At 72.4% G+C, this 23,527-nt stretch carries 17 protein-coding genes and 1 riboswitch; of the genes, 14 read left to right on the top strand and 3 right to left on the bottom strand.

The window, feature by feature from the left end; translation table 11 throughout:
* Positions 1-35 precede the first annotated feature (35 nt).
* The 6 genes from WFH32_RS00080 to WFH32_RS00105 all read left to right on the top strand — a co-directional run bounded on the left by WFH32_RS00080 (position 36) and on the right by WFH32_RS00105 (position 9,066).
* The gene (locus WFH32_RS00080; protein WP_191795773.1) at positions 36-3,188 is read left to right on the top strand and encodes a glycoside hydrolase family 2 TIM barrel-domain containing protein; all 3,153 of its coding nucleotides are present in this window, start codon (positions 36-38) and stop codon (positions 3,186-3,188) included.
* Positions 3,185-3,646: a hypothetical protein gene (locus WFH32_RS00085; protein WP_191795772.1), complete on the top strand. Its 462-nt coding sequence runs from the start codon at positions 3,185-3,187 to the stop codon at positions 3,644-3,646. Before WFH32_RS00080 ends, WFH32_RS00085 begins: the two co-directional genes overlap by 4 nt.
* Positions 3,647-3,691: 45 nt before the next feature.
* The gene (locus WFH32_RS00090) at positions 3,692-5,203 is read left to right on the top strand and encodes an amino acid permease (RefSeq protein WP_191795771.1); all 1,512 of its coding nucleotides are present in this window, start codon (positions 3,692-3,694) and stop codon (positions 5,201-5,203) included.
* Between the two features lie 288 nt (positions 5,204-5,491).
* The gene (gene sucC, locus WFH32_RS00095) at positions 5,492-6,664 is read left to right on the top strand and encodes an ADP-forming succinate--CoA ligase subunit beta (protein WP_336705864.1); all 1,173 of its coding nucleotides are present in this window, start codon (positions 5,492-5,494) and stop codon (positions 6,662-6,664) included.
* A 29-nt stretch (positions 6,665-6,693) separates the two neighbouring features.
* Entirely contained in the window at positions 6,694-7,590 is an 897-nt protein-coding gene (gene sucD, locus WFH32_RS00100) for a succinate--CoA ligase subunit alpha (RefSeq protein ID WP_336705865.1), read from the top strand.
* A gap of 174 nt (positions 7,591-7,764) precedes the next feature.
* Positions 7,765-9,066 (top strand): cell division protein PerM, encoded by a 1,302-nt coding sequence (locus WFH32_RS00105; RefSeq protein WP_191795768.1) that lies wholly within the window; start codon positions 7,765-7,767, stop codon positions 9,064-9,066.
* Between the two features lie 41 nt (positions 9,067-9,107).
* On the opposite strand, the gene WFH32_RS00110 is transcribed toward WFH32_RS00105, so the two are convergent.
* A complete protein-coding gene (locus WFH32_RS00110; protein WP_336705866.1) occupies positions 9,108-9,503 on the bottom strand; it encodes a hypothetical protein in 396 nt (131 codons plus the stop codon).
* A 336-nt stretch (positions 9,504-9,839) separates the two neighbouring features.
* Here WFH32_RS00110 and purN point away from each other — a divergent pair, with 336 nt between their 5' ends.
* The 4 genes from purN to purH all read left to right on the top strand — a co-directional run bounded on the left by purN (position 9,840) and on the right by purH (position 13,320).
* On the top strand, positions 9,840-10,481 hold the full coding sequence (purN, locus tag WFH32_RS00115; protein ID WP_191795766.1) for a phosphoribosylglycinamide formyltransferase: 642 nt from the start codon (positions 9,840-9,842) through the stop codon (positions 10,479-10,481).
* A 103-nt stretch (positions 10,482-10,584) separates the two neighbouring features.
* Entirely contained in the window at positions 10,585-10,968 is a 384-nt protein-coding gene (locus tag WFH32_RS00120) for an ArsR/SmtB family transcription factor (protein WP_336706164.1), read from the top strand.
* The gene (locus WFH32_RS00125) at positions 10,965-11,453 is read left to right on the top strand and encodes an SRPBCC family protein (RefSeq protein WP_336705867.1); all 489 of its coding nucleotides are present in this window, start codon (positions 10,965-10,967) and stop codon (positions 11,451-11,453) included. Before WFH32_RS00120 ends, WFH32_RS00125 begins: the two co-directional genes overlap by 4 nt.
* Positions 11,454-11,513: 60 nt before the next feature.
* Positions 11,514-11,601, top strand: a riboswitch (ZMP/ZTP riboswitch).
* A 48-nt stretch (positions 11,602-11,649) separates the two neighbouring features.
* Positions 11,650-13,320, top strand: a complete 1,671-nt coding sequence (gene purH, locus WFH32_RS00130; RefSeq protein WP_191795764.1) for a bifunctional phosphoribosylaminoimidazolecarboxamide formyltransferase/IMP cyclohydrolase — start codon at positions 11,650-11,652, stop codon at positions 13,318-13,320.
* A gap of 261 nt (positions 13,321-13,581) precedes the next feature.
* Here the strand turns inward: purH and WFH32_RS00135 are convergent, their stop codons facing one another.
* A complete protein-coding gene (locus tag WFH32_RS00135) occupies positions 13,582-14,991 on the bottom strand; it encodes an NAD(P)/FAD-dependent oxidoreductase (protein WP_318244040.1) in 1,410 nt (469 codons plus the stop codon).
* Between the two features lie 51 nt (positions 14,992-15,042).
* Here WFH32_RS00135 and WFH32_RS00140 point away from each other — a divergent pair, with 51 nt between their 5' ends.
* Entirely contained in the window at positions 15,043-15,543 is a 501-nt protein-coding gene (locus tag WFH32_RS00140; RefSeq protein WP_336705868.1) for a DUF3017 domain-containing protein, read from the top strand.
* A gap of 121 nt (positions 15,544-15,664) precedes the next feature.
* Here WFH32_RS00140 and WFH32_RS00145 read toward each other — a convergent pair whose 3' ends face one another.
* Positions 15,665-16,768: an aquaporin gene (locus WFH32_RS00145; protein ID WP_191795761.1), complete on the bottom strand. Its 1,104-nt coding sequence runs from the start codon at positions 16,766-16,768 to the stop codon at positions 15,665-15,667.
* 372 nt (positions 16,769-17,140) lie between these two features.
* Between WFH32_RS00145 and WFH32_RS00150 the strand changes: the two genes are divergently transcribed.
* From WFH32_RS00150 to WFH32_RS00160, 3 genes are all read left to right on the top strand, one after another.
* The gene (locus tag WFH32_RS00150; protein ID WP_191795760.1) at positions 17,141-18,361 is read left to right on the top strand and encodes an NADP-dependent isocitrate dehydrogenase; all 1,221 of its coding nucleotides are present in this window, start codon (positions 17,141-17,143) and stop codon (positions 18,359-18,361) included.
* Positions 18,362-18,571: 210 nt separating this feature from the next.
* Entirely contained in the window at positions 18,572-19,558 is a 987-nt protein-coding gene (locus WFH32_RS00155; protein WP_336705869.1) for a malate dehydrogenase, read from the top strand.
* Between the two features lie 147 nt (positions 19,559-19,705).
* Complete coding sequence (locus WFH32_RS00160; RefSeq protein ID WP_336705870.1) at positions 19,706-23,338, top strand: ABC transporter ATP-binding protein; 3,633 nt, start codon at positions 19,706-19,708, stop codon at positions 23,336-23,338.
* Positions 23,339-23,527: the final 189 nt, after the last annotated feature.

Genomic DNA, 23,527 nt, shown 5'->3' on the forward strand with positions numbered 1-23,527 from the left:
GGCACGCTCTCGACGACGAGAACGAGGTGTCACGCATGACAACGCTCAGGTGGGAAGACCCCACCACCACGGGCTCCTGTCGGCTTCCGGGCCATGCCTACTTCTTCGGCTACGACTCCTCGGTGGCCGCGGCCACCGGGCATCGGGGGCTCTCCCAGGGGTTCACGTCCCTGTCGGGGCAGTGCCGCTTCCGCTACTACGACCATCCGGGGCGCGTGACGACCGCCGATCGCGCCGAACCGGCACGGACCGCGCAGGGCGAGGTCGTGCAGGGGTGGTCCGTCCTGTCGGTGCCCCACCTGTGGCAGATCGACGGGTTCGGGCGGCTCCAGTACACCGACGAGGGCTATCCGTTCCCCATCGACGTCCCGCACGTCCCGTCGGACAACCCGACGGGTGTCTACCAGTTCGACGTCGAGCTCGACCCTCAGCCTGCGGGTTCGCGGCGCATCCTGCGCCTCGACGGTGTCGAGGCCTACGTCGAGGTGCACGTCAACGGGACCGAGGTCGGGTGGTCCAAGGGGTCGCGCCTGTGTGCGGAGTTCGACATCACCGACGCCGCTCACGACGGACGTAACCTCGTGACGCTGACGGTGCTCCAGTTCGCCGACTCGACGTACATCGAGGACCAGGACATGTGGTGGGCGTCCGGCATCTTCCGCGACCTCTACGTCTACGTCCGCCCGGCGACGCACCTGCGCGACTACGTCGTCCGGACCGACCGGCTGCCCGACGGGACTGCGCACCTGACGGTCGGCCTCGATCTCGTGACCGAGCCCGGGACCGGGTCAGGGAGCATCGCCTGGGCGGTGCGGACCCTCGACGGCGGGCGTGTCCTCGCGTCGGGCGAGTCCGTGGCGCCAGGCGGTGACGTCGACGTGGACGCCCTTCTCGACGACGTCGCGTGGTGGAACCCCGAGCAGCCGGTGCTGCACCGTCTCGACCTCGACGTGCGCGACGACGAGGGCCGGACGACTCAGTACGTCAGCGTCCGGTTCGGGTTCCGCGACCTGACCATCCGCGACGGGCTGCTGCTGCTCAACGGTTCGTACTTCGCGATGCACGGTGTCAACCGGCACGACCACGACGACCGGTCCGGACGTGCCGTCGGGATCGACCGTGTGCGCCGTGACCTGGAGATGATGAAGCGGCACAACATCAACGCCGTCCGCACCGCGCACTACCCGAACGACCCCCGCTTCTACGGGCTGTGCGACGAGGTCGGCCTGCTGGTGGTCGCCGAGACGGACCTCGAGTCGCACGGCTTCGCCAACGTCGGGGACATCGGCAGGCTCACCGACGACCCCGTGTGGCGGGACGCGTACGTCGACCGCATCGAACGGCACGTGCTGGCCCAGCGCAACCATCCGAGCATCGTCCTGTGGTCGCTCGGCAACGAGTCCGGCGACGGGTGCAACATCACCGCGATGTACCAGCGGTGCAAGGAGCTCGACCCCACACGGCCCGTGCACTACGAGGAGGACCGGGACGGCCGGGACGTCGACGTCATCTCGACCATGTACTCACGGGTCTCCCAGATGAACGACTTCGGGGAGCACCCGCACCACAAGCCCCGCATCCTGTGCGAGTACGGGCACGCGATGGGCAACGGACCGGGCGGGCTCTCGGAGTACCAGCAGGTCTTCGACCGTTGGGACTCCATCCAGGGCCACTTCGTGTGGGAGTGGTGCGACCACGGTCTGCGGGACGTCACCGCGGACGGCGGCGTCCGGCACACCTACGGGGGAGACCACGGCGACTACCCCAACAACGGGAACTTCTGCATCGACGGTCTCGTGTTCCCCTGGCAGCAGCCCAGTCCGGGCCTGACCGAGTACGCGCAGGTCGTCTGCCCCGTGAAGGTGGAGGCCGCCGACGGCGGTCTGCTGATCCGCAACGGGTTCTACTTCAGCTCGCTCGAGGACATCGACCTCGTCGTCGAGGACCGGGTGGACGGCGTCGTGCGGCACTCGCTGACCGTCCCTGCGGGCCCGGTCGCGCCGCGCGAGAGTGCGGTCGTCGAGGTCCCCGCCGCGATCGACGGATACGGTCAGGAGGTGCTGCGGACGGTGTCCGTGCTGCGCCGGACCGCCACGGCGTGGTCCGAGCCGCACGCCCGCCTCGGCGTGTTCCAGCTCCCGGTGTCCGGGGACGGGCTGGGGGCGCTGTCCGCGCCCACCTCGCCCGGAGCGCCGGCGTCCCCGCTCCTGCGCCGTCGTCCGCTCACGGTGACCGAGGACGCGCACACGGTCGTGGTCCGCGCGGGCTCGTCCGCCTGGACCTTCGACACGTTCACGGGGCGGCTCGTGCGGTGGCAGGGGGCCGGCCGCGACCTCGTGGTGCGTGCACCCCGATTCCGGATGTGGAAGCCGCTCGTCGACAACCACCAGCAGGAGTACGAGGCGCTGTGGCACCCCCGGCACCTGCAGGTCATGCAGGAGTCGACCCGGGCGGTCCAGGTCGAACAGCGGGACGACCGCGTCGTCGTGGAGGTGCGCTCGACGCTCGCGCCACCGGCGCTCGACCTGGGCATGCGGGTGACCTATCGCTGGGAGCTGTTCGACGACGGTGCCGCCCGCCTCGCGCTGTCCGGCGAACCTTACGGCGACTACACGGACATCGTGCCCAGGATCGGTCTCGAGCTCGGACTTCCGTCGGACTGCGACCAGGTCGAGTTCTACGGGCGTGGCCCGGGTGAGAACTATCCGGACTCGCGCACGGCTCAGGTGGTCGGGCGGTACACGACGACCGTCGCGGAGATGTTCACGCCGTACGTCGTGCCGCAGGACTGTGCGAACCACGAGGACGTGCGTTGGGTCATGCACCGCGACCGACACGGTCGCGGGCTGCTGGTGGGGGCCGAGCGGTCTCCGCTGAGCTGGTCGTCGTGGCCCTACTCGGGTGAGCAGATCGACGCCGCGCGGCACGTGACCGACCTCGTCCCGGACCCGGACGCGATCACGGTCAACCTCGACCACGCCGTGCTCGGCCTCGGGTCCAACTCGTGGGGCTCGGAGGTCCTGGACGGATACCGCGTGCGGTTCGAGCCTTTCAGCTACTCCCTGCTCATGGCTCCGCTCAACGCGGGCGACGTCGACCCAGGGCTCGTCGCCCGCGGGCTCCGGGCCGCCCATCCCGCTCTCGGACCGGCGACTCCACGCGCCTCGACGACGGAGGCACTGTCATGACCCTCTTCTCCTCGAGGGAGGACCTCGCGACCGGTCGCTCCGGTGTCACCAAGTGGGTGCGGCTCCTCTCGGCGCTGGACAACGCGCGCGCCGTCCGGCCCGGTGTCGCGCACTCGGTCGGTGACTCGCTGACCTACTGGCGCGAGAGCGCCACCGCCCACGGTGACGGCGCGCTCGTGGCGCACCGGCGGTACCAGACGGTGCTCGCCGTGCTCGACGGCGAGGTCCGGGTCGAGCTCGTGCCCCGCACGGGCCTCGTCCCGGTCATGCCCTACAGCGACCTGTCGGACCGCGAGACGTTCGCACCGGTCCCCGGTGGCGGGGACGTCGTGACCGTGTCTCCCGGGCAGATCCTCGCGGTGCCGATCGATCACGCGTGGCGGCGCGAGCCGACCACGACCGCAGACCTCCTGGTCGTCCGCCTCACCGTCGAGGGCGCGACCTTCCACAACAAGTAGGCGACCGCCGCCTTCCCCTGTCTTCCTCTCGAGAAAGCACGAGCCATGAACGATCGCAAGAACATCGGTGGATTCATCCTGTTCACCATGGTCATCGCGGCAGTGTTCAACTTCCGCAACGTCATCAACAACTACGTCTCGATCGGCACGCTGGCGGCCCCGGCCTTCTTCGTCGCCACGATCGTGTACTTCATCCCGTTCACGCTGATCATCGCCGAGTTCGTCAGCCTCAACCGCAACTCGGAGTCCGGCGTCTACCAGTGGGTGCGCTCCTCGCTCGGCGGGCGCTGGGCGTTCTTCACCGCCTTCTGCTACTGGTTCGTGAACCTGTTCTACTTCATCTCCCTGCTGCCGCTGGTGCTCGTCTACGCGGTCTACATGATCCTGGGCCGAGGCGTCCAGGTGGAGTCCTGGGCGATCGCCGTCTTCTCGATCACCCTCTTCTTCCTCGCCACGTGGGTCTCCACGCGAGGGGCGAAGTGGATCGGCAAGGTCACCTCGTTCGGTGCGACCCTCATGCTGGGGATGGCGGTGGTCTTCATCGTGGGCGCCGTCGTCGCGCTGCTCGGGGGGATCACACCCGCGAACGACCTGTCCATCGCCGGGATGAAGCTCGACCCAGGATCCGGCCTGACGACCTGGGCGTTCCTCGGCACCCTGGCCTGGATCATCCAGGGAGTCGGTGGGGCCGAGTCCATCGGGGTCTACCTCAACGACCTGCGCGGCGGTGCCAAGGCGTTCGTCCGGACGATCGTGATCGCCGGTCTCACGATCGGTCTCGTCTACACGGTCGGGACCTGGCTCATGGCCGTGTTCGTCGACAAGAGCGAGGTCGGCTACGAGAACGGCGTCTTCGTGACGATGGCGGCTGCCGCGGAGCACTTCGGGATGTCCGGTGACGTCACGATCCGCATCGTCGGGGTCATCATGCTCGCCGCGACGCTGGGCGGACTGATGATCTGGACCTCGGCGCCCGTCAAGATCTTCTTCTCCGAGATCCCGCAGGGGATCTTCGGTCCCAAGGTCGTCGCCCTCAACGAGCAGGGGGTGCCCGTGCGGGGGGCGTGGATCCAGTTCGCGATCGTGGTCCCGCTTCTCGTCATCCCGACGCTGGGAGCAGGCTCGTCGATCGACGCGCTGCTCAAGATCGTGATCAACATGACGGCCGCGACCGCGCTGCTCCCTCCGGCGCTCATCCTGGTCGCCTACTGGAAGCTGCGGAAGTCCTACGACTCCGCCAGCCGCAGCTTCATGATGGGTCGTCGCGGCCTCGGGCTGGGCGTCGCCACGTTCCTCGTCCTGCTGTTCACGGTCTGCTTCGTGGCAGCGACGTTCCCCGAGGACCAGGCACTGTGGCTCACGCTCGTCTACAACGTCGGCGGTGTGGTGGTGTTCCTCGGAGCGGCCCTCGCCTGGTACGAGCGGTACATCCGGCGCCTGCGGGCCGAGGACCCCGAGGCCGCCCGTCGGGAGCTCATGCCGAGCGCGCACGAACAGTCCGAGCGCAACGCGCAGGAGGACGCCGCCCTCCTCGCCGCCGGGACCGACGAGGCGTAGGTCCTCCGGGCCTGCTCGACGGCACCCGCCCGCCCTGGGCGAGCGGCGCCGTCGGGCAGGTCAGGGCCCCTTTCCCGGCCGCGCCCCGGCGCCTACCGGGCGTGCCGTGGCGGGCGCCCGACCGCCTGCGGGCGCGCCGGGGGTGTGGCCAACGAGACAGCGCCGGGCCCGGGTGACGGGCCGCCCCGGGTAGGTCACGGCGTGTCGCCGGGCTACCCTGTGACGGGATGTCTCGATGTCGAGACATCGGTAGGCCGGTCAGGCAGTCAGATGGAAGGACGACACAGGGTGGACCTGTTCGAATACCAGGCGCGCGACATCTTCGAGAAGCACGGGGTTCCCGTGCTGGGCGGCGTGGTCGCCACGACCCCCGAAGAGGCTCGCGAGGGCGCTGAGAAGCTCGGTGGCGGGACCGTGGTCGTCAAGGCCCAGGTCAAGACCGGAGGACGTGGCAAGGCGGGCGGCGTCAAGCTCGCCCACTCGCCCGAGGAGGCCGCCGAGAAGGCGTCCGAGATCCTCGGCATGGACATCAAGGGCCACACGGTCCACCGCGTCATGATCGCGGCCGGCGCGAAGATCGCCGAGGAGTTCTACTTCTCGGTGCTCCTCGACCGGGCCAACCGCTCGTACCTCGCCATGGCGAGCGTCGAGGGCGGCATGGAGATCGAGGTCCTCGCGGTCGAGCGCCCCGAGGCTCTCGCGAAGGTCGCCGTGGACCCGACCGTCGGCATCGACCAGGCGAAGGCCGACGAGATCGTCGCCGCCGCCGGGTTCGCCGACGACATCAAGGCGCAGGTCGCCGACGTCATCCAGAAGCTGTGGACCGTCTACAAGGAGGAGGACGCGACCCTGGTCGAGGTCAACCCCCTGGTCCGCACCGAGGACGGCTCGATCGTCGCGCTCGACGGCAAGGTGACCCTCGACGAGAACGCCGGCTTCCGCCACGCGGACCACGAGGCGCTCGAGGACAAGGACGCGGCCGACCCTCTCGAGGCCAAGGCCAAGGAGAACGACCTCAACTACGTCAAGCTCGACGGCCAGGTCGGCATCATCGGCAACGGCGCGGGCCTCGTCATGAGCACGCTCGACGTCGTCGCGTACGCGGGTGAGCAGCACGGCGGCGTCAAGCCCGCCAACTTCCTCGACATCGGCGGCGGCGCGTCCGCAGCCGTCATGGCCGCGGGCCTGGACGTCATCCTCAACGACGAGCAGGTCAAGAGCGTGTTCGTGAACGTCTTCGGCGGCATCACGGCGTGCGACGAGGTCGCCAACGGCATCGTCCAGGCGCTCGCGATCCTCGGCGACGAGGCGAACAAGCCGCTCGTCGTCCGTCTCGACGGCAACAACGTCGAGGAGGGGCGCGCGATCCTCGCCCAGGCGAACCACCCGCTCGTCACCCTGGCCGAGACGATGGACGGCGGCGCCGACAAGGCTGCCGAGCTGGCCAACGCCGCTTCCTGACCCGAGACCGAGAGAGAAAACAGACAGACATGGCAATCTTCATCAACGAGGACTCCAAGGTCATCGTCCAGGGCATGACGGGTTCGGAGGGCCAGAAGCACACGACGCGCATGCTGGCCTCCGGCACCAACATCGTGGGCGGCGTGAACCCGCGCAAGGCCGGCACCTCGGTCGCCTTCCCGAAGGGCGGGGGCGACGAGGGCACTGTCGACGTCCCCGTCTTCGGGTCCGTCGCCGAGGCGATCGGCGCCACGGGCGCCGACGTCTCCGTGATCTTCGTGCCCCCGGCGTTCACGAGGTCCGCGGTCGTCGAGTCCATCGAGGCCGGCATGCCGCTGACCGTCATCATCACCGAGGGCGTCCCCGTCGCGGACTCCGCGGAGTTCTTCACCCTGGCCGAGGCCAAGGGCGTCCGCCTCATCGGCCCCAACTGCCCGGGCATCATCAGCCCCGGGAAGTCGAACGTCGGGATCATCCCGGCCGACATCACCGGCCCCGGCAAGATCGGGCTCGTCTCGAAGTCCGGCACGCTGACCTACCAGATGATGTACGAGCTGCGTGACTTCGGGTTCTCGACCGCGATCGGCATCGGCGGCGACCCGATCATCGGCACCACGCACATCGACGCCCTCGCGGCGTTCGAGGCCGACCCCGACACCGAGGCGATCGTCATGATCGGCGAGATCGGTGGCGACGCCGAGGAGCGTGCAGCGGCGTACATCCAGGCGCACGTGACCAAGCCGGTCGTCGGCTACGTCGCGGGCTTCACGGCTCCCGAGGGCAAGACCATGGGCCACGCCGGCGCCATCGTGTCCGGCTCCTCGGGCACCGCGCAGGCCAAGAAGGAGGCCCTCGAGGCCGCGGGCGTCAAGGTCGGCAAGACGCCGTCCGAGACCGCCGCTCTCATGCGCGAGATCCTCTCCTGATCACGCTCCGCTGAGCACCCGCTCGGCACGCCCGACGGCGCCCGGCCACCCTTCGGCCGGGCGCCGTCGGCGTACCCTGTTCTTGCCGGGCACGCGCCGGGCCAGGTGCGCCGATCGCGGGCGCGCCGCCCGACCTGCACCGCCAGGGCCGACCGATCGACGACGATGGAGACCATGACCACGCCCACCCAGTCCGTCGCCGGGCGACGGGCACCCCGCACGGTCGAGGAGCCCGCCCGCGGTCCTCGCCGTCCCCTCGAAGCCCCTCGGCGCTGGATCTCCGGCGTGGTCGCCGCGCTCCAGGCGCTCGCCCTCTCGCTGGCCGTGGTGATCCTGCCGGCCGTCGCGGCGTTCCTCGCGTCCTCCGCGGGGCCGGGCGACGGCGACGCCGGGGGCTGGGGGCAGTCGGTGTCGGTCGCCGCCGGGTTCTGGCTCCTGGCGCACGGGGTCCCGCTCGCGGCCGCAGGCACCTCGATCACGGTGGTGCCGCTCGGGCTCACGTTCCTCGTCGCCTTCACGTGCTTCGCGTCTGCCCGCCGCTCCGCGCACACCGCGACGTCGGCGTGGGCCGTCGGGGTCGGGGTCTACGCCGTCGCCACGCTCGTGATCGCTCTGCTCGCGGGATCTGCACCGGGGTGGGACGTCCTGTTCGCGCTGCTGGGTGGTGCGGTCGTCGCGGGGATCGGCCTCGGTGCCGGGATCCTGTCGCGTCCCGACGCCCCGAGGATCGCCGACCTGACCGCGCTCCTCGACCCGTACGTCCCGCCCGTCGTGCGGCTCGGTGCCCGCGCGGGCCTGCTGGGCCTGGCCCTGCTGATCGGGACGTCGAGCATCGTCGTCGGCGCCTGGGTCGTCGCCGGTCGGGCGACGTCGGGGGACATCGTCGTCGGTCTCGCGCCGGGCCTGCTCGGGGGACTGATCCTGGCCGTCTCGCAGCTCGCGGTCGTCCCGAACCTGGTGCTCTGGGTGAGCTCCTGGATCGCCGGCCCCGGCTTCGTCGTGGGCGAGGGGAGCAGCTTCACGACGAGCGCCTCCGAGCCCGGCGCGCTGCCCGCCGTCCCGATCCTCGGGGCCCTGCCAGGACCCGAGTGGACGACGGTCCTCGCCTCGTTCGCCCCGGTGCTCGTCGTCGTCATGGGCATCGTGGCAGGGGTGTTCGTGTGGCGCCGGTGCGGGCGGCACGACGCCCGCTGGACGGACCTCGGTCTCGCGCTCGTGGGCGTCGCCCTGACCGCGGGACTGCTCGTGGTGGTGCTGCAGGTCCTGGCGGGTGGCGCCGTCGGTCCCGGGCGCATGGCCCAGGTGGGCGCGCCACCGCTGCTCGCCGGGGGTGTCGTCGCCGCGGAGATCGCAGGAGGCGCGGCGCTCGCCCTGGCGTGGGGCAAGGCCGCCGTCACCGAACGGGTGCGGCACCGTCACGACGACACCGCGCCCGACGACGCAGCCGCGCCCGACGGCACCGCGCCCGTCGGCTGACCTCGCCAGGGGCGGAGACCGGTCCCGGGCGCGGGCCGGGCCTAGCGCCCCAGCCGGTCCTTGGTCCACTCCTCGCGCGCCTGCTCGTACTGCACGGCGCACTCCTGCTGCGCGGCGACCGTGATGGCGCCGTCGAGGCACTGCTGGTTGTCGAGCTCGACGTCCCACATCGCGAGGCCGCCGAGCATCGACAGCGACATGGTCGCGGTCAGGCCCAGGCCGACGGCCACCGCGGGCAGCAGCGCGCCGCCCAGGCGGGCGCGCCACACCGCACGCATCGCGCGGACCCCGAACACGATGGTCACGGCCGCGAAGAAGAGGCTCGAGACCCGCCACGGGAACGCGAGCGAGCTCGTGACGAGCGTGACGAGCATGAGCAGCCCGAAGTGCAGCACCTGTCGCGTGGTCGCGCGCAGCGTGTCGGGGTCGACGGGCACGGGAGGCTCGCCCGGCGCGGGAGGACCGCCGCCGGGGCGGCCTGGGCGGACCTGACCGGGCGGGACGTCGTGGGCGGGGGAGCAGGAGGCCCCTGCACCGGGGGAGGGGTGGGCTTCCGCGCCTCGTCGGTCGGCTTCTGGGCGCCGGGACGTGGGGGCGCGTACGGGTTGCCCATGGGCAGCTCCTCGGTGCTTCGCGGGTGGCGACGGGCGGACCGGCGGGAGCTCTCCGCCCGGGGGCGGGGGAGCAGACCGGCACCTGTCCGGCGCGGACTAGGGTGGTACCTGGCTTTTCTCCCCCATTCTCCACCACTGCCGACGCCTCCGAGGAGCACCGTGCGCACACCTTCCGGTCAGCCCATCGACACGACGAGCGCGGCGCGGGTCGTCGTCCTGGTCTCGGGGGCGGGCAGCAACCTCGCGGCGCTGCTCGCGGCGCACGAGGACCCCGCCTACGGGGCGCGGGTCGTGGGTGTCGTCACGGACAAGCCGGGCGCGGGCGCGCTCGACCTGGCGCGCGAGGCGGGGGTCGCGTCGGTCGTCGTCGCACCGGGCGACTTCGCGGACCGCGATGCGTGGAACGACGGCGTCGCGGAGGCCGTGGCCGTCTTCTCGCCCGACCTCGTGGTCCTCGCGGGCTTCATGCGCATCCTGAGCCCCACGTTCGTGGACCGGTTCGCGGGCCGGACGATCAACACGCACCCGGCGCTGCTGCCGTCCTTCCCGGGCGCGCACGGGGTCCGCGACGCGCTCGCGTACGGCGTCAAGGTCACGGGGTGCACGGTCCACGTGGTCGACAACGGCGTGGACACCGGGCCGATCATCGCCCAGGCGACGGTGGTCGTCGAGGACTCCGACGACGAGCAGGCGCTGCACGAGCGCATCAAGGTCGCCGAGCGGGCGCTGCTGGTCGAGACGGTCGGCCGTGCGGCGCGCGAGGGGCTGCGGGTCGAGGGCCGCCGGGCGCTGCTGGGCTGACGTGCCGTCTCGCGGCAGACCGGCTGCCCCGACCTCTTGACCGAGCGCATACTCAATGAGTATGTTGATCAACATAACTGTTGATCACGACGAGCAGGCCGACATGACCCTCCTGGACGACCCGCACGACGAGTCAGGCACCGACGACCTCGACCGCGCGTTCCTCGCGCTGGCCGACCCGGTCCGCCGGAGCATCGTCGCCACGCTGTCCAGGGGGCCGGCCACGGTCAACGAGCTCGCCGCACCCTTCCCCATCACGAAGCAGGCCGTCTCCCGGCACATCCAGGTCCTCGAGACCGCGGGCCTCATCACCCGTAGCCGGGACGGCCAACGACGACCCTGCCACCTCGACCCCGGCGCGCTCGAACGGCTCACGGCGTGGATCGACGAGTACCGGCTCACCGCGGAGCGGCAGTACCGCCGGCTCGACGCCCTCCTCGGGCGGCTCCAGGCACCGTCGTCGGACCCATCGAAGGAGCAGTCATGAGCCACACGCACCCCACGACCGTCACGGCCCCTCCGGGGACGCCCTTCATCGAGGTCGTGCGCGACGTCGACGCCCCGCGGCCCCTCGTGTTCCGGGCCTTCACCGACCCCACGCTCGTCACGCAGTGGCTCGGTCCCCGTCGCTACGAGATGGTCCTCGACCACTGGGACGCCCGCACGGGCGGCTCGTGGGCCTACGCGCACCGCGCGGGCGAGGAGGAGTACGGGTTCTTCGGCACGTTCCACTCGGTCGTGCCGGACACCCGGGCCGTCCAGACCTTCGAGTTCGCAGGTGCCCCCGGGCACGTGAGCCTCGACGAGGTCACGTTCGAGGACCTGCCGGGCGGCGGGACCAGGATCGTCACGCGCTCGGTCCACCAGTCGGTCGAGTCCCGCGACGCCATGGTCGGCTCGGGCATGGCCGACGGCATGAGCGAGGGCTACGACCGCCTCGACGAGCTGCTGGCCTCGGACGTCGTCGCCTGACGACGGCCCGCCGTCGGGCTGCCGCGCCCCGGACCGCCCACCCCGGGGCGCGGTAGGATCGGAGGCGGCCGCGACTGGCGAGGGTGGGAACGACCACCGGGGAGCGTCCGAACGACCTGTTGGTGCGTCGTCCGCCTGGGCGCCTGGGTGACCGGTATCTTCCCGCGACCCGCTGACGACCCACAGGAGCCCCTCGATGTCCGCAACCTCGCCCGCCGCCCCCGCCACCGGCGCTGTCCAGATCGCCGACGACGCCCAGCGCCCCGTGCGCCGCGCACTGCTGAGCGTCTACGACAAGACCGGCCTCGTCGAGCTCGCCACGGCCCTGCACGCCACGGGCGTCGAGCTCGTCTCGACCGGCTCGACCGCGTCCACGATCGCCGCAGCCGGTGTCCCCGTGACCAAGGTCGAGGACCTCACGGGCTTCCCCGAGTGCCTCGAGGGTCGCGTCAAGACGCTGCACCCGCGCGTGCACGCCGGGATCCTCGCGGACACGCGCAAGCAGGACCACCTCGACCAGCTCGCTCAGCTCGGCGTGCAGCCGTTCGAGCTCGTGGTCGTCAACCTGTACCCGTTCGCGGACACGGTTGCGTCAGGCGCCGGACCGGACGCGGTGATCGAGCAGATCGACATCGGCGGCCCCTCGATGGTCCGTGCCGCGGCGAAGAACCACCCGAGCGTGGCCGTCGTCGTCGACCCGGTCGCGTACGGCGACGTGGTCGCCGCCGTCCAGGCCGGTGGCTTCACCTACGCCCAGCGCAAGGCGCTCGCGGCGCAGGCGTTCGTGCACACCGCGACCTACGACGTCGCAGTCGCGTCCTGGATGAGCAGCGTCGTCGCGCCCACGGACGCCGCGGAGGTCGACGGCGAGACCGTCCACACCGGCTTCCCCGCGTGGGTCGGCGCCACCTGGGACCGGTCCGACGTGCTGCGCTACGGCGAGAACCCGCACCAGCGCGCGGCGCTCTACACCAACGGCCACGGCGCGACGGGCCTCGCGCAGGCGACCCAGCTCCACGGCAAGGCCATGAGCTACAACAACTACGTCGACGCCGACGCCGCGTGGCGTGCCGCGCACGACCACGGTGACGCCCCGACGGTCGCGATCATCAAGCACGCCAACCCGTGCGGCGTCGCGGTCGGCGCCGACGTGGCCGACGCGCACGCCAAGGCCCACGCGACCGACCCGGTGTCCGCGTACGGCGGGGTCATCGCGACCAACGCGGTGGTCAGCGCGGCCGCCGCCGAGCAGATCGCGGGCGTGTTCACCGAGGTCGTCGTGGCCCCGGGCTACGAGCCCGAGGCGCTCGAGATCCTCTCGCGCAAGAAGAACGTCCGCCTGCTCCAGGTCGACGGCGCCCCGAGCGCGGGCGTCGAGATCCGGCCCATCTCGGGTGGTCTGCTCATGCAGCAGGTCGACCGCATCGACGCCGCGTCCGAGACCGGCGGCGACAGCCCCGAGTCCTGGACCCTCGCGACGGGCGAGGCCGCGGACGCCGAGACGCTCGCGGACCTCGAGTTCGCCTGGCGGGCCGTGCGCGCCGCGAAGTCGAACGCGATCCTGCTCGCCAAGGGCGGGGCCGCGGTCGGCATCGGCATGGGCCAGGTCAACCGCGTCGACTCGTGCCGTCTGTCGGTCGAGCGCGCCAACACCCTCGGCGCCGAGGGCGAGGAGCGCGCACGCGGCTCGGTCGCCGCGTCCGACGCGTTCTTCCCCTTCGCGGACGGCCTGCAGGTCCTGCTCGACGCGGGTGTCAAGGCCGTCGTGCAGCCCGGTGGGTCGGTCCGTGACGACGAGGTCGTCGCGGCCGCGCAGGCCGCCGGTGTCACGCTGTACCTGACGGGCACGCGCCACTTCGCGCACTGACCCGTCGGCAGGGCCGGCACGTCCGCAGGGCCCGCGGGTCGGCGCCTGGCCGGGGCCGAGCATGCGGTTGCCGCCGATCGACCATGCGGTCGGGGGGGGGGGGGGGGGCCCGCGCCCGGCGCCCCCCCCGGCGGGGGCGCGGGGGGGGGGGGCCGCCCCCCCCCCCCCCGCCGCGGCCCCCCCCCCCCCCCCCCCCCCCCCCCCCCCCCCACCGCATGCTCGGCAGCGGGGCTGGGGAGCGGGAATCGGCAGCGGGGCGCCTCAGACCACCGCGTCGCGCAGCCTGCGGCCGGGGTCCGTCGCGATCTCGACGTCCACGTGCAGCGCCACGTCGCGGTTCATGAGCTTGCGCACCTGACCCACCTCGCGCGGCGCGTCGACCACGAGGATCGCGCGCACGGTCGCGAGCCGGTGCCCCTCGGCGTTGGTGCGGTGCGCCCCCGCGACCGTCTCGAGGTACAGCGCGGTCCACCCCTCGTGACCGGTGGCCCCACCGCTCGGGTCGCCGCGGTAGACCACCTCGTGGAACGGCGAGGGCGTGCCGAACAGCGCGATGTCGTGCCCGAGCTGCTGCGAGAACACGTACGGCGCGTGCTGGGGGACCGGTGCCAGCCCCAGCAGCTCGCGCACGGGCTGCGGCTCGGCGGGCATCTCGTCGATGCCGAGGATGGCCCGCACGGTCGGCTCGGGGTCGTGCAGCGCCGCGGACCAGTGCCCGCCGGGCACAGGCCCGAACACCGCGTTGTCGCGCGTGGCGCAGTCTCCCACGGCGTACAGGCGGCGGAGCGCCTTGAGGGGCAGGTGCCCCGAGGTGCCCGACGGCGCCGCGACGGTCGGGGGAGCCACGCGCCCTGCGCTGTTGACCCGGATCGAGCCGCGCGGGTCGAGGGGGAGCGTGCCCTTGAGCCACGCGGTCGCGGGCCTGGCGCCCACCGCTGCCAGGACGAGGTCGCCCTCGATCGTGCGCCCGTCCGCGAGCACCACGGACCGGGCGCCCACCTCGGTGACCTGGGCGCCGGTGAGCAGGTGTGCGCCGGCGTCGGCGTACCAGCGGGCCAGGTGACCGCCGACCTCCGCACCGAGCTGACGCTCGAGCGGCGTCTGCGCGGCCTCGAGCACGGTGACCTCGCACCCTGCTCGCGAGGCGACCCCGGCGATCTCCGCACCGATCCAGCCCGCGCCGATCGAGACGAGGCGCGTCCCGGGGGTGAGGCGCTCGCGCAGGTGGGCGGCGTCGTCGGCGGTGTGCAGGGTGAGCGCGGCCTCCCAGCCGGGCGGGCGCACCGGCTCGGAGCCCAGGGCGAGGACAGCGACGTCGGCCGTGACGCGTCGGCCCGACCTGGTCGTGACCGTGACGGACCCGGTGCCGGGCTCGAGGTCGACCGCAGGGTCGTCGAGCAGCGCCTCGTCGGCCAGGACGGTGACGTCGACCCCGATCTCCTCGGTCAGCCAGGCCGGGCCCGGGCGCGTGAGCAGCTCCTTCGACAGCGGCGGACGGTCGTAGGGCGGCACCCCCTCCGCCCCGAGGATCGTCACGCGACCCGTGAAGCCGTGCGCCCGCAGGGCCGCCACGGTCTGGGCGCCGGCGAGGCCCGCGCCCACGACGACGACCGACCCGGCCGCAGGGCGCCGCGAGTGCGGCAGGACAGCAGTGGTGACTGGTGAGGGCACGGTCCCTACGGTAGTCGGCGGTAGGCTCGGACCCGTGAACTGGTGGGAAGCGTGAGCGACGTCACCGCGCCCGGGCGCGGTCCGTACAACGGCACCCCGACGCAGCATCGACCGCCGCCGCCGCCCTCGTGGCACCGGCTCGACGGTGCGTCGGAGACCGGGGGCGCTGCAGAGGGTCACGCGGCGTCCGGGGATCCGCTCGCGCCTGTCGCCCCGCCCTCCGGGATCCCGCGCGTCTCCGGTGGCGACGGCGGGACCGAGTCGCTCGACCGACCCGCCACGGTGGTCGTGCCCGCCCCGCAGAGCAACCTCGCGATGTGGCTCGTCTTCGCCGGGGTCCTGCTCGCGGTCGCGGTGACGTTGGTCGTCGGCGCGCGCGCGGGGGTGCTGGTCCTCGTCGGGATCCTCGTCGTCGGGGCGGGTGTCCGCGCCTTCCTGCCGGGTCCGGGACCCGTGGGGCTCACGGTCCGCACCCGGTGGACCGATGTCATCATGTACCTCGCCTTGGCCGGTGCGATGGGCACGCTCGCCGTCACGGTCCCCAACATCTGACGGCTCGTCAGCCATCGGCCTGAGCCCGGACGAGCCCGGACGGGCTCGTCCGAACCCGGACAGCACGAGGCCCGGTCCGCAGCAGCGGACCGGGCCTCGTCGTCCTGGTGGAGCGGCGGCGTCAGGCCTTGGGGGCCGTGCCGTCCGTCGGCTGAGCGTCCGACGCGTCGGGTCCGGTGGTGTCCGCCTCTGCGGGCTCGGCAGCCTCGACGACCTCGACCGTCTCGGTCACCTCGACCGTCTCGACGGCGGTCGGAACCTCTGCGGCGGGGGTCGCCGCCTCCTCGGCGACCGCGGCGGCCGTCGCTGCGCCGGCAGTGGCGGTGGCGCCCGCAGCCCCCGTGCCCTCGGACACGACCGCGGCCTCGTCGACCACGAAGACCTCGTCCTCGGCCAGGAGGTCGTCCTGGACGGGAGCGAAGGCGAACGCACGGTAGAACAGGGCGGCGATCGCGGCGCCCGCGAGCGGCGCGACGATGAAGAGCCAGAGCTGGCTCCAGGTCCATCCACCGGCGAAGACCGCGGCGGCGAACGAGCGGGCGGGGTTGAGCCCGGCGTTCGTGAACGGCGCGACGACGATCAGCAGCACCGTGAGGGTCAGGCCGATCGCGACGGGCGCGAGCTTGGAGTTCGAGCGCTTGTCCGTGACGCCGAGGATCACGCCGACGAAGATGGCGGCCGCGACGATCTCGATGATGAGGGCGGACCAGACGCTGAACGAGAAGGCGCCGTTCGTCGCGGTCGCGAGCGGCGAGTGCTCGCCGAAGCCGTTGGCGGTCGCGGAGAGGAAGGCCTGCTGAGTCGCGTCGGCGATCAGGCCGCTCTGCTGGAGCACGGGGAGCGCGGAGGCGGGGATGGTCGCGAAGAGCACGGCGGAGGCGATGACACCACCGACGAGCTGGGCGAGCCAGTAGGGGAGGACGTCGGCCCAGGCGGTGCGGCCGCCGATGGCCGCGCCGAGCGTCACGGCCGGGTTGAAGTGTCCGCCGGAGACGTGCCCGACCGCGGCGATCCCTCCGAGGAGCGCGATGCCGCCGGCGAGAGCGACGCCGATCGTGCCCGTGCCGAGGCCGCCGACGCTGTAGAGCGCTGCGCCGAGGATCGCGAGGACGAGGAAGAACGTGCCGAAGGCTTCGGCGCCGAGCCGGGCGAGCAGGCTCGGCCCGACCACGACGGTCGTCTCGTCGACGACGACTGCGTCAGGTGCTGAAGTGTCCTGGGACATGGTGTTCCTGTCTGGTGTCTGTGTGTGGTCCGGGAAGGCCGGACGTTCGGGATGAACATGCGAGGTCGGTGCAGAACCGGCATCTCGGAGGCATCCTGCCACCGATGTCTGGGAGTTCGCTGATCAGTTCGTGACCAGTCTCACTCCGCGAGCGCGACCGCGCCAGAGGGGCGGGGCGGGCGCGTGGGGTGGGGGGCGTCGTCGGGCCGGGGGTGCCTGCGGCCCGGACCGGACGGAAAGTATCTTGATGTCGAGAAGTCGAGTACCCTGGGCGGCGGTCAGCATCAACGGTTCGCGCGCGCGAGTTCCGGCACTCGCCGGTAGCCCCCGGGCGGCCGCAGGTTCCCCTCGCAGAGTTGGAGTTACCCCCGCATGGGCAAGATCAAGGTCGTCAACCCGGTCGTCGAGCTCGACGGTGACGAGATGACGCGCATCATCTGGCAGTTCATCAAGGACCGCCTCATCTACCCCTACCTCGACATCGACCTCAAGTACTACGACCTGTCGATCGAGAACCGCGACGCCACCGACGACCAGGTGACGATCGACGCGGCGAACGCGATCAAGCAGTACAACGTGGGCGTCAAGTGCGCGACCATCACCCCCGACGAGGCACGCGTCGAGGAGTTCGGCCTGAAGAAGATGTGGGTCTCCCCGAACGGGACCATCCGCAACATCCTCGGTGGCGTCGTCTTCCGCGAGCCCATCATCATCTCCAACATCCCGCGCCTGGTGCCGGGCTGGAACAAGCCGATCATCATCGGCCGTCACGCCCACGGCGACCAGTACAAGGCGACCAACTTCAAGGTCCCCGGTGCCGGCACCCTGACGCTCACCTACACGCCTGCCGACGGCTCGGAAGAGATCAAGCAGACGGTCGTCACGTACGGCGACGACGGTGGCGTGGCCATGGGCATGTACAACTTCAACGAGTCCATCAAGGACTTCGCGCGCGCCTCGTTCGCGTACGGCCTGCAGCGGAACTACCCGGTGTACCTGTCGACCAAGAACACGATCCTCAAGGCCTACGACGGCCAGTTCAAGGACCTGTTCCAGGAGGTCTTCGACGCCGAGTTCAAGGACCAGTTCGAGGCTGCCGGCCTCACCTACGAGCACCGCCTCATCGACGACATGGTCGCCTCGGCCATGAAGTGGGAGGGCGGCTACGTCTGGGCCTGCAAGAACTACGACGGCGACGTCCAGTCCGACACCGTCGCGCAGGGCTTCGGCTCGCTCGGCCTCATGACGTCGGTCCTCATGACCCCGGACGGCAAGACCGTCGAGGCCGAGGCAGCGCACGGCACCGTGACGCGTCACTACCGCCAGCACCAGCAGGGCAAGCCGACGTCGACCAACCCGATCGCGTCGATCTTCGCCTGGACCCGTGGCCTCATGCACCGCGGCAAGATCGACGGCACCCCCGAGGTCACGGCGTTCGCCGAGACGCTCGAGGACGTCGTCATCAAGACGGTCGAGTCCGGCAAGATGACCAAGGACCTCGCGCTCCTGGTCGGCCCGGAGCAGGAGTGGCTGACGACCGAGGACTTCCTCGCGGCGCTCGACGAGAACCTGGCCGCCCGCCTGGCTGCCTGACCCCCTTCTCCGCACCGACGGCGCCGCGCACCACCCGGGGTGAGCGGCGCCGTCGGGCGTTCCCGGGGGTGGGGGACGGGGCCGCGCGTACGGCCCGGCGCGGCCCCGCGTGCGGGGTGCGTGCGGCGCCCGCGGGTGTGACCGACGCCCCACGGGCGAGGTTCGCGAGTACCCCTGGGGAGCGCCGGGGCGTTGTGACAGAGTGTGGCCATGACAACTCCCGTGAACGTGACCGTGACCGGAGCCGCCGGTCAGATCGGTTACGCCCTGCTGTTCCGCATCGCCGCAGGTCAGCTCCTCGGACCGGACGTGCCCGTCCGCCTGCGACTGCTCGAGATCCCCCAGGGGGTGAAGGCGGCGGAAGGCACCGCGATGGAGCTCGACGACTGTGCCTTTCCGCTGCTGGCGGGCATCGACATCTTCGACGACCCGCGCGCCGGGTTCGAGGGGGCCAACGTCGGCCTGCTCGTCGGGGCACGCCCCCGCGGTCCGGGCATGGAGCGCGGTGACCTCCTCGAGGCCAACGGCGGAATCTTCAAGCCGCAGGGCGAGGCGATCAACGCCGGTGCGGCCGACGACATCCGCGTGCTCGTCGTCGGGAACCCGGCGAACACCAACGCGCTCATCGCCGCGTCGAACGCGCCCGACGTGCCGAAGGACCGCTTCACGGCCATGACGCGCCTCGACCACAACCGGGCGCTGACGCAGGTCGCCAAGCGCGCGGGCGTGCCCGTCTCCGAGGTCCGCAAGGTCAGCATCTGGGGCAACCACTCGGCCACCCAGTACCCGGACATCTTCCACGCCGACGTCGCCGGCCGCCCGGGCGCCGAGCTCGCCGCGGACTCGGCCTGGCTCACGGGCGAGTTCATCCCGACCGTCGCCAAGCGCGGCGCGGCGATCATCGACGCACGCGGCGCCTCGTCGGCCGCGTCGGCCGCGAACGCCGCGATCGACCACGTCTTCGACTGGGTCAACGGCACGCCCGAGGGCGACTGGACGAGCGCGGGCATCGTGTCGGACGGGTCGTACGGCGTCCCCGAGGGCCTCATGGCCTCGTTCCCCGTGGTCTCGCACGGCGGGACGTGGGAGATCGTCCAGGGCCTGGAGATCTCGGACTTCTCGCGCGAGCGCATCGACGCCTCGGTCGCGGAGCTCGTCGAGGAGCGCGACGCGGTGCGGGGACTCGGTCTGATCTGACGTCGTCCCGGGGGTCGGACCCGAGGTTCGTCAGGCAGGCCGACACGGTCGCCTGACGACCCTCGGCTCCGGCACCCGGTCCGGACGATCTCGGCGGCGGAAAATCCCTGCGTGCGCGTCGGAGGCCCGCCATAGGATCGACGGGCCATGACCGATGCACCCACCGGCTCTCCGACCGGCCCAGACCATGCCCCCTCCTCCCTGACCGCGACCTCGACGGACCCGGCGCGCCGCCTCGACTGGCGGCGGCTGCGCGGTCCGCAGGCCGTGGTCGCGCTCGTCGCGCTCACGATCGGTGCGGTCGGCGCCGCGTACGGCACGGTCGTCGCGGGCTGGCTCGCGGCCGACCCGACGACGGCGACGCTCCAGCTCCTCGCCGCGTGCATCGTGAGCGCAGCGCTGCTCGACACGGTCGGGCAGGTCGTCTGGGCCGGGGTCGTCGACCGGGCCGAGGGGCGCCTGCGCGGCGACCTGCTCTCCGCAGCCCTGCACCAGCCCCTGGCCACGCTCACCGAGCAGGCCGTCGGCGAGGTGCTGGACCGCGTCGACGACGACACCCACGCTGTCGGCACGCTCGTGCGCCGACAGGCCTGGGGCGCGGGACGCACGCTCGTCGGCGTGATCCCCATGTGGGTCGTGGCCGGTCTGACCTGGTGGCCCGCGTGGATCCTGTTCCCCGTGCTCGGCCTGGTCGCCGGGCTCATCGTGCGTCCTATGCTCGGGGAGATCGCCCGCCGGAAGGTGATCGAGGAGGCGGCCTGGACGGACCACGCGGCCGTGTTCGAGGAGGCCGTGGCCGCGCGCGACGACCTGCGCACGAGCCTGGGCCAGTCGTTCGCGGTGCGGCGGCTCGCCGAACGGTCGGCGCAGGTCCACCGCCGCTTCGAGGCCGTGCTGTCGGTCGAGTCGCGCATGCTCCGACGGGCCGGGCTCGTGCTCGCGTCGCTGCTCGCGGGCGTGGCGGTCTCGGGTGCGGCGCTCGCCGCCGACGGCCAGCTGGGCGTCGACCGCCTCGTCACGCTGTTCCTCGTCACCTCGATGTTCGTGGGGCAGACCGACAACCTCGTCCACCACCTGCCCGACATCCAGGAGGGGCTCGGGGCGCTCACGCGCATCCGGCAGATGCTCTCGGTCGCCCCCGAGCCGGTCGGCGGGCGCGACGTGCCCACCGGACCGGTCGGCATCGAGCTCCGGGACGTCCACTTCTCCTATGCCGAGGGCACGTTCGCCCTCGACGGCGTGAGCCTGCACGTGCCCGCCGGTGCGACGGTCGCTCTCGTCGGCAGGACCGGTTCGGGCAAGTCGACCCTCGCGTCGTTGCTGTCCCGGGCGGTCGAGCCACCGCACGGTTCGGTGTTCCTCGGAGGTGTCGACGTGCGCGACCTCGACCTGCAGGCGCTGCGCGCCGCGGTCGGCGTCGTGACCCAGCGGACCGAGATCCTCGCGGGCACGCTCGCGGAGAACGTCGCGCTGTTCGCCGACGTCCCACGCTCGTCGATCGAGGATGCGGTGCGCGAGCTGCGCCTCGACGACTGGGTGGCCGGCCTGCCCGACGGGCTCGACACGCTGCTCGGGCCCGGCGGGACGTCGCTGTCGGCGGGGGAGGAGCAGCTCGTCGCGTTCGCGCGCCTCCTGGTGCGCGACGTCCAGGTCGTCGTCCTCGACGAGGCCACGGCGCGCATGGACCCGCTGACCGAGGCCCGGGTCGTGGCCGCCTCCGAGCGGCTGCTCGCGGGGCGCACGGGGGTGCTCGTCGCGCACCGTCTGACGACGATCGAGCGTGCAGGCCTGATCGCGGTGCTCGACCGGGGCGCCGTCGTCCAGCAGGGCGACCGGGCCGCGCTCGCGCGCGTCGCAGGCCCCTACCGCGACCTGCTCGACGCGAGCGTCGCGCAGGACGGGCACCCGTCGTCGGCGCTGGTCGACGGCAGGCGCAGCGAGCAGGTCCTGGAGGGCGAGGGCGCGCGCCCGGGCGAGGGTGCCGCGGTGGTCCCCGCGGTAGCCGCCGGGTCCGTGGACCTCGCCGACGGTGACCCGTCGGCGGAGGCCGTCGGCGGCCGACGCAGGCTCGGTGAGCCGCCCGCCCTGGCGGACCCGGGCGACGGACCCAGCCTCGCGCGCGGCGTGCTGCACGCGCTGTTCGTGCGTCCCGCGTGGGGCGTCGTGGGCGCCGGGCTGTTCCTCGTGGCGAGCCTGGTCTCGGCGCAAGGGGCCGTCACGGGCTTCCTGTGGGGGCACGCCGTCCAGGGGCTCGACGAGGGCTTCCCGGTCATGCTGCTCGTCCCGTTCGTCGTGCTCCTCGTGGTCGCGCCCCTGTGCCTCGCGCGCGCCCTGTACGTCTACCCGCGGTGGTGGATCGAGGTCCTGCTGCGTGTGCGCATGTCCGTCATGGCGGGCCAGACGCGCCAGCACCGGCTCACCTCCACGCCGCCGGGCGAGGTCGTGGCGCGGGCCATGGACGCCGACCGCTTCGTGCGGTACGCCGACCGCTGGGTCGACTTCGTCAACGGGCTCGTCATCGCGGGTGTCACGGCCCTGCTCAGCCGGTCGTGGCTCGCGGGAGCCGTGCTTCTCGCGGTCATGGTCGTCTCGGCAGCCGCGTCGGCGCTCGGTCGCCCGATCGCGGGCCGGTCGGCCACACGGTCCTCGGCCGCCCGCGCCAGGTTCGGGCGTGCTCTGGTCTCGGCGCTCGACTCGGCGCGCTCGGTCAAGCTCGCGGCCCGGACCCCGCAGGTGCACGCGCACCTGCACGAGGTCGACGCGGGCCGGGTGCGGGCCGCGATCTTCGAGCACCGGGTGCAGGCCGCGCTCGACGGGGTACCGCTCGTCATGATCCAGCTCGGCGTCGTCGCCGCGTGGGCCGGGCTCCTGACGGGCACGTGGGACCTCGCGACGGCGCTCCTGGTCGCGAACGCGGTCAACGGCTTCGGGTGGTTCGGTGTCGTCGCTGGGGCGGTCGTGACCGAGGCGCCGGGCACGCGGTCGTGGCAGCGTGCGACGAGCCGGCTGGCCGCCGGGGCGGACCTCATGGACCTGCCCCCGGGCGTCGACCTCCTCTCGGGCGAGGCCCCCACACCCGTCCCGGGCACGCGGCAGGCGCTCGAGCTGCTGGAGCTGGCGGGCGTGAGCGCGCTGCACGACGACGGCACGATCGGCGTGCAGGGCGTCGACCTGACGATCGAGCGCGGGGAGCTCGTGCTCCTCCTCGGTCAGGTGGGGGCGGGCAAGTCGAGCCTTCTCGCAGCCCTCGCAGGGCTCATGGAGCACACGGGCCACATCCGCTGGAACGGGACCGACGTGGAGGACGCGCAGACGTTCCTGCGTCCGGGGCAGGTCGCGCACGTCGCGCAGGTCCCGCGCGTGCTGTCGGGGACGTTCGCCGACAACGTGCGGCTCGGGCACGAGCGCGAGGTCACCGGTCCGGTCGCGGCCGCGCGCATGGAGCGGGACGTGGTCGAGGCGGGCGGTCACGGTGCGCTCGTGGGGCATCGCGGGGTCCGGCTCTCGGGCGGTCAGGTGCAGCGGCTCGCGCTCGCCCGGGCGCTCGCGACCGACGCCGAGCTGCTGCTGGCCGACGACGTGTCGAGCGCTCTCGACGCCGCGACGGAGATCGAGCTCTGGTCGTCGTTGCGCGAGCGGGGGACCACGGTGATCGGGTCGACGTCGAAGCGCGCGGCGCTGGCCCGGGCGGACCGTGTCGTCGTGCTCCACGACGGCGCGATCGCGGAGGTCGGTCCCTGGAGCGACCTGGCGCCGCGGTGGGGGCACCTCGCGGGCTGACCCCCAGCGCCGACCCGTCCCGGCTGCGCCGTCGGGTCGCGTCGCACCCAGTGCCGAAGCCGAGGTCGGTCGGGCAGCTCAGCCGAGCCGCCCGACCGGCCTCGTTCTGCGTCTCTGGACAACAAACTCTTGCTGCAACTTTCTGCAAGGGCTACAGTCTGGGTCAGCCGGCGGCGGGGAGCGCCCGGC

The sequence above is a fragment of the Oerskovia sp. USHLN155 genome, assembly GCF_037145535.1.
GTDB lineage: Bacteria > Actinomycetota > Actinomycetes > Actinomycetales > Cellulomonadaceae > Oerskovia > Oerskovia rustica.

Coding starts and splice junctions, on each gene's coding strand:
- WFH32_RS00145 (WP_191795761.1), bottom strand. CDS start 16,768: ATGTCCCAGGACACTTCAGCACCTGACGCAGTCGTCGTCGACGAGACG.
- WFH32_RS00120 (WP_336706164.1), top strand. CDS start 10,585: ATGACCCTCCTGGACGACCCGCACGACGAGTCAGGCACCGACGACCTC.
- WFH32_RS00105 (WP_191795768.1), top strand. CDS start 7,765: ATGACCACGCCCACCCAGTCCGTCGCCGGGCGACGGGCACCCCGCACG.
- WFH32_RS00160 (WP_336705870.1), top strand. CDS start 19,706: ATGACCGATGCACCCACCGGCTCTCCGACCGGCCCAGACCATGCCCCC.
- sucD (WP_336705865.1), top strand. CDS start 6,694: ATGGCAATCTTCATCAACGAGGACTCCAAGGTCATCGTCCAGGGCATG.
- WFH32_RS00085 (WP_191795772.1), top strand. CDS start 3,185: ATGACCCTCTTCTCCTCGAGGGAGGACCTCGCGACCGGTCGCTCCGGT.
- WFH32_RS00090 (WP_191795771.1), top strand. CDS start 3,692: ATGAACGATCGCAAGAACATCGGTGGATTCATCCTGTTCACCATGGTC.
- purH (WP_191795764.1), top strand. CDS start 11,650: ATGTCCGCAACCTCGCCCGCCGCCCCCGCCACCGGCGCTGTCCAGATC.
- WFH32_RS00080 (WP_191795773.1), top strand. CDS start 36: ATGACAACGCTCAGGTGGGAAGACCCCACCACCACGGGCTCCTGTCGG.
- WFH32_RS00155 (WP_336705869.1), top strand. CDS start 18,572: ATGACAACTCCCGTGAACGTGACCGTGACCGGAGCCGCCGGTCAGATC.
- WFH32_RS00125 (WP_336705867.1), top strand. CDS start 10,965: ATGAGCCACACGCACCCCACGACCGTCACGGCCCCTCCGGGGACGCCC.
- WFH32_RS00150 (WP_191795760.1), top strand. CDS start 17,141: ATGGGCAAGATCAAGGTCGTCAACCCGGTCGTCGAGCTCGACGGTGAC.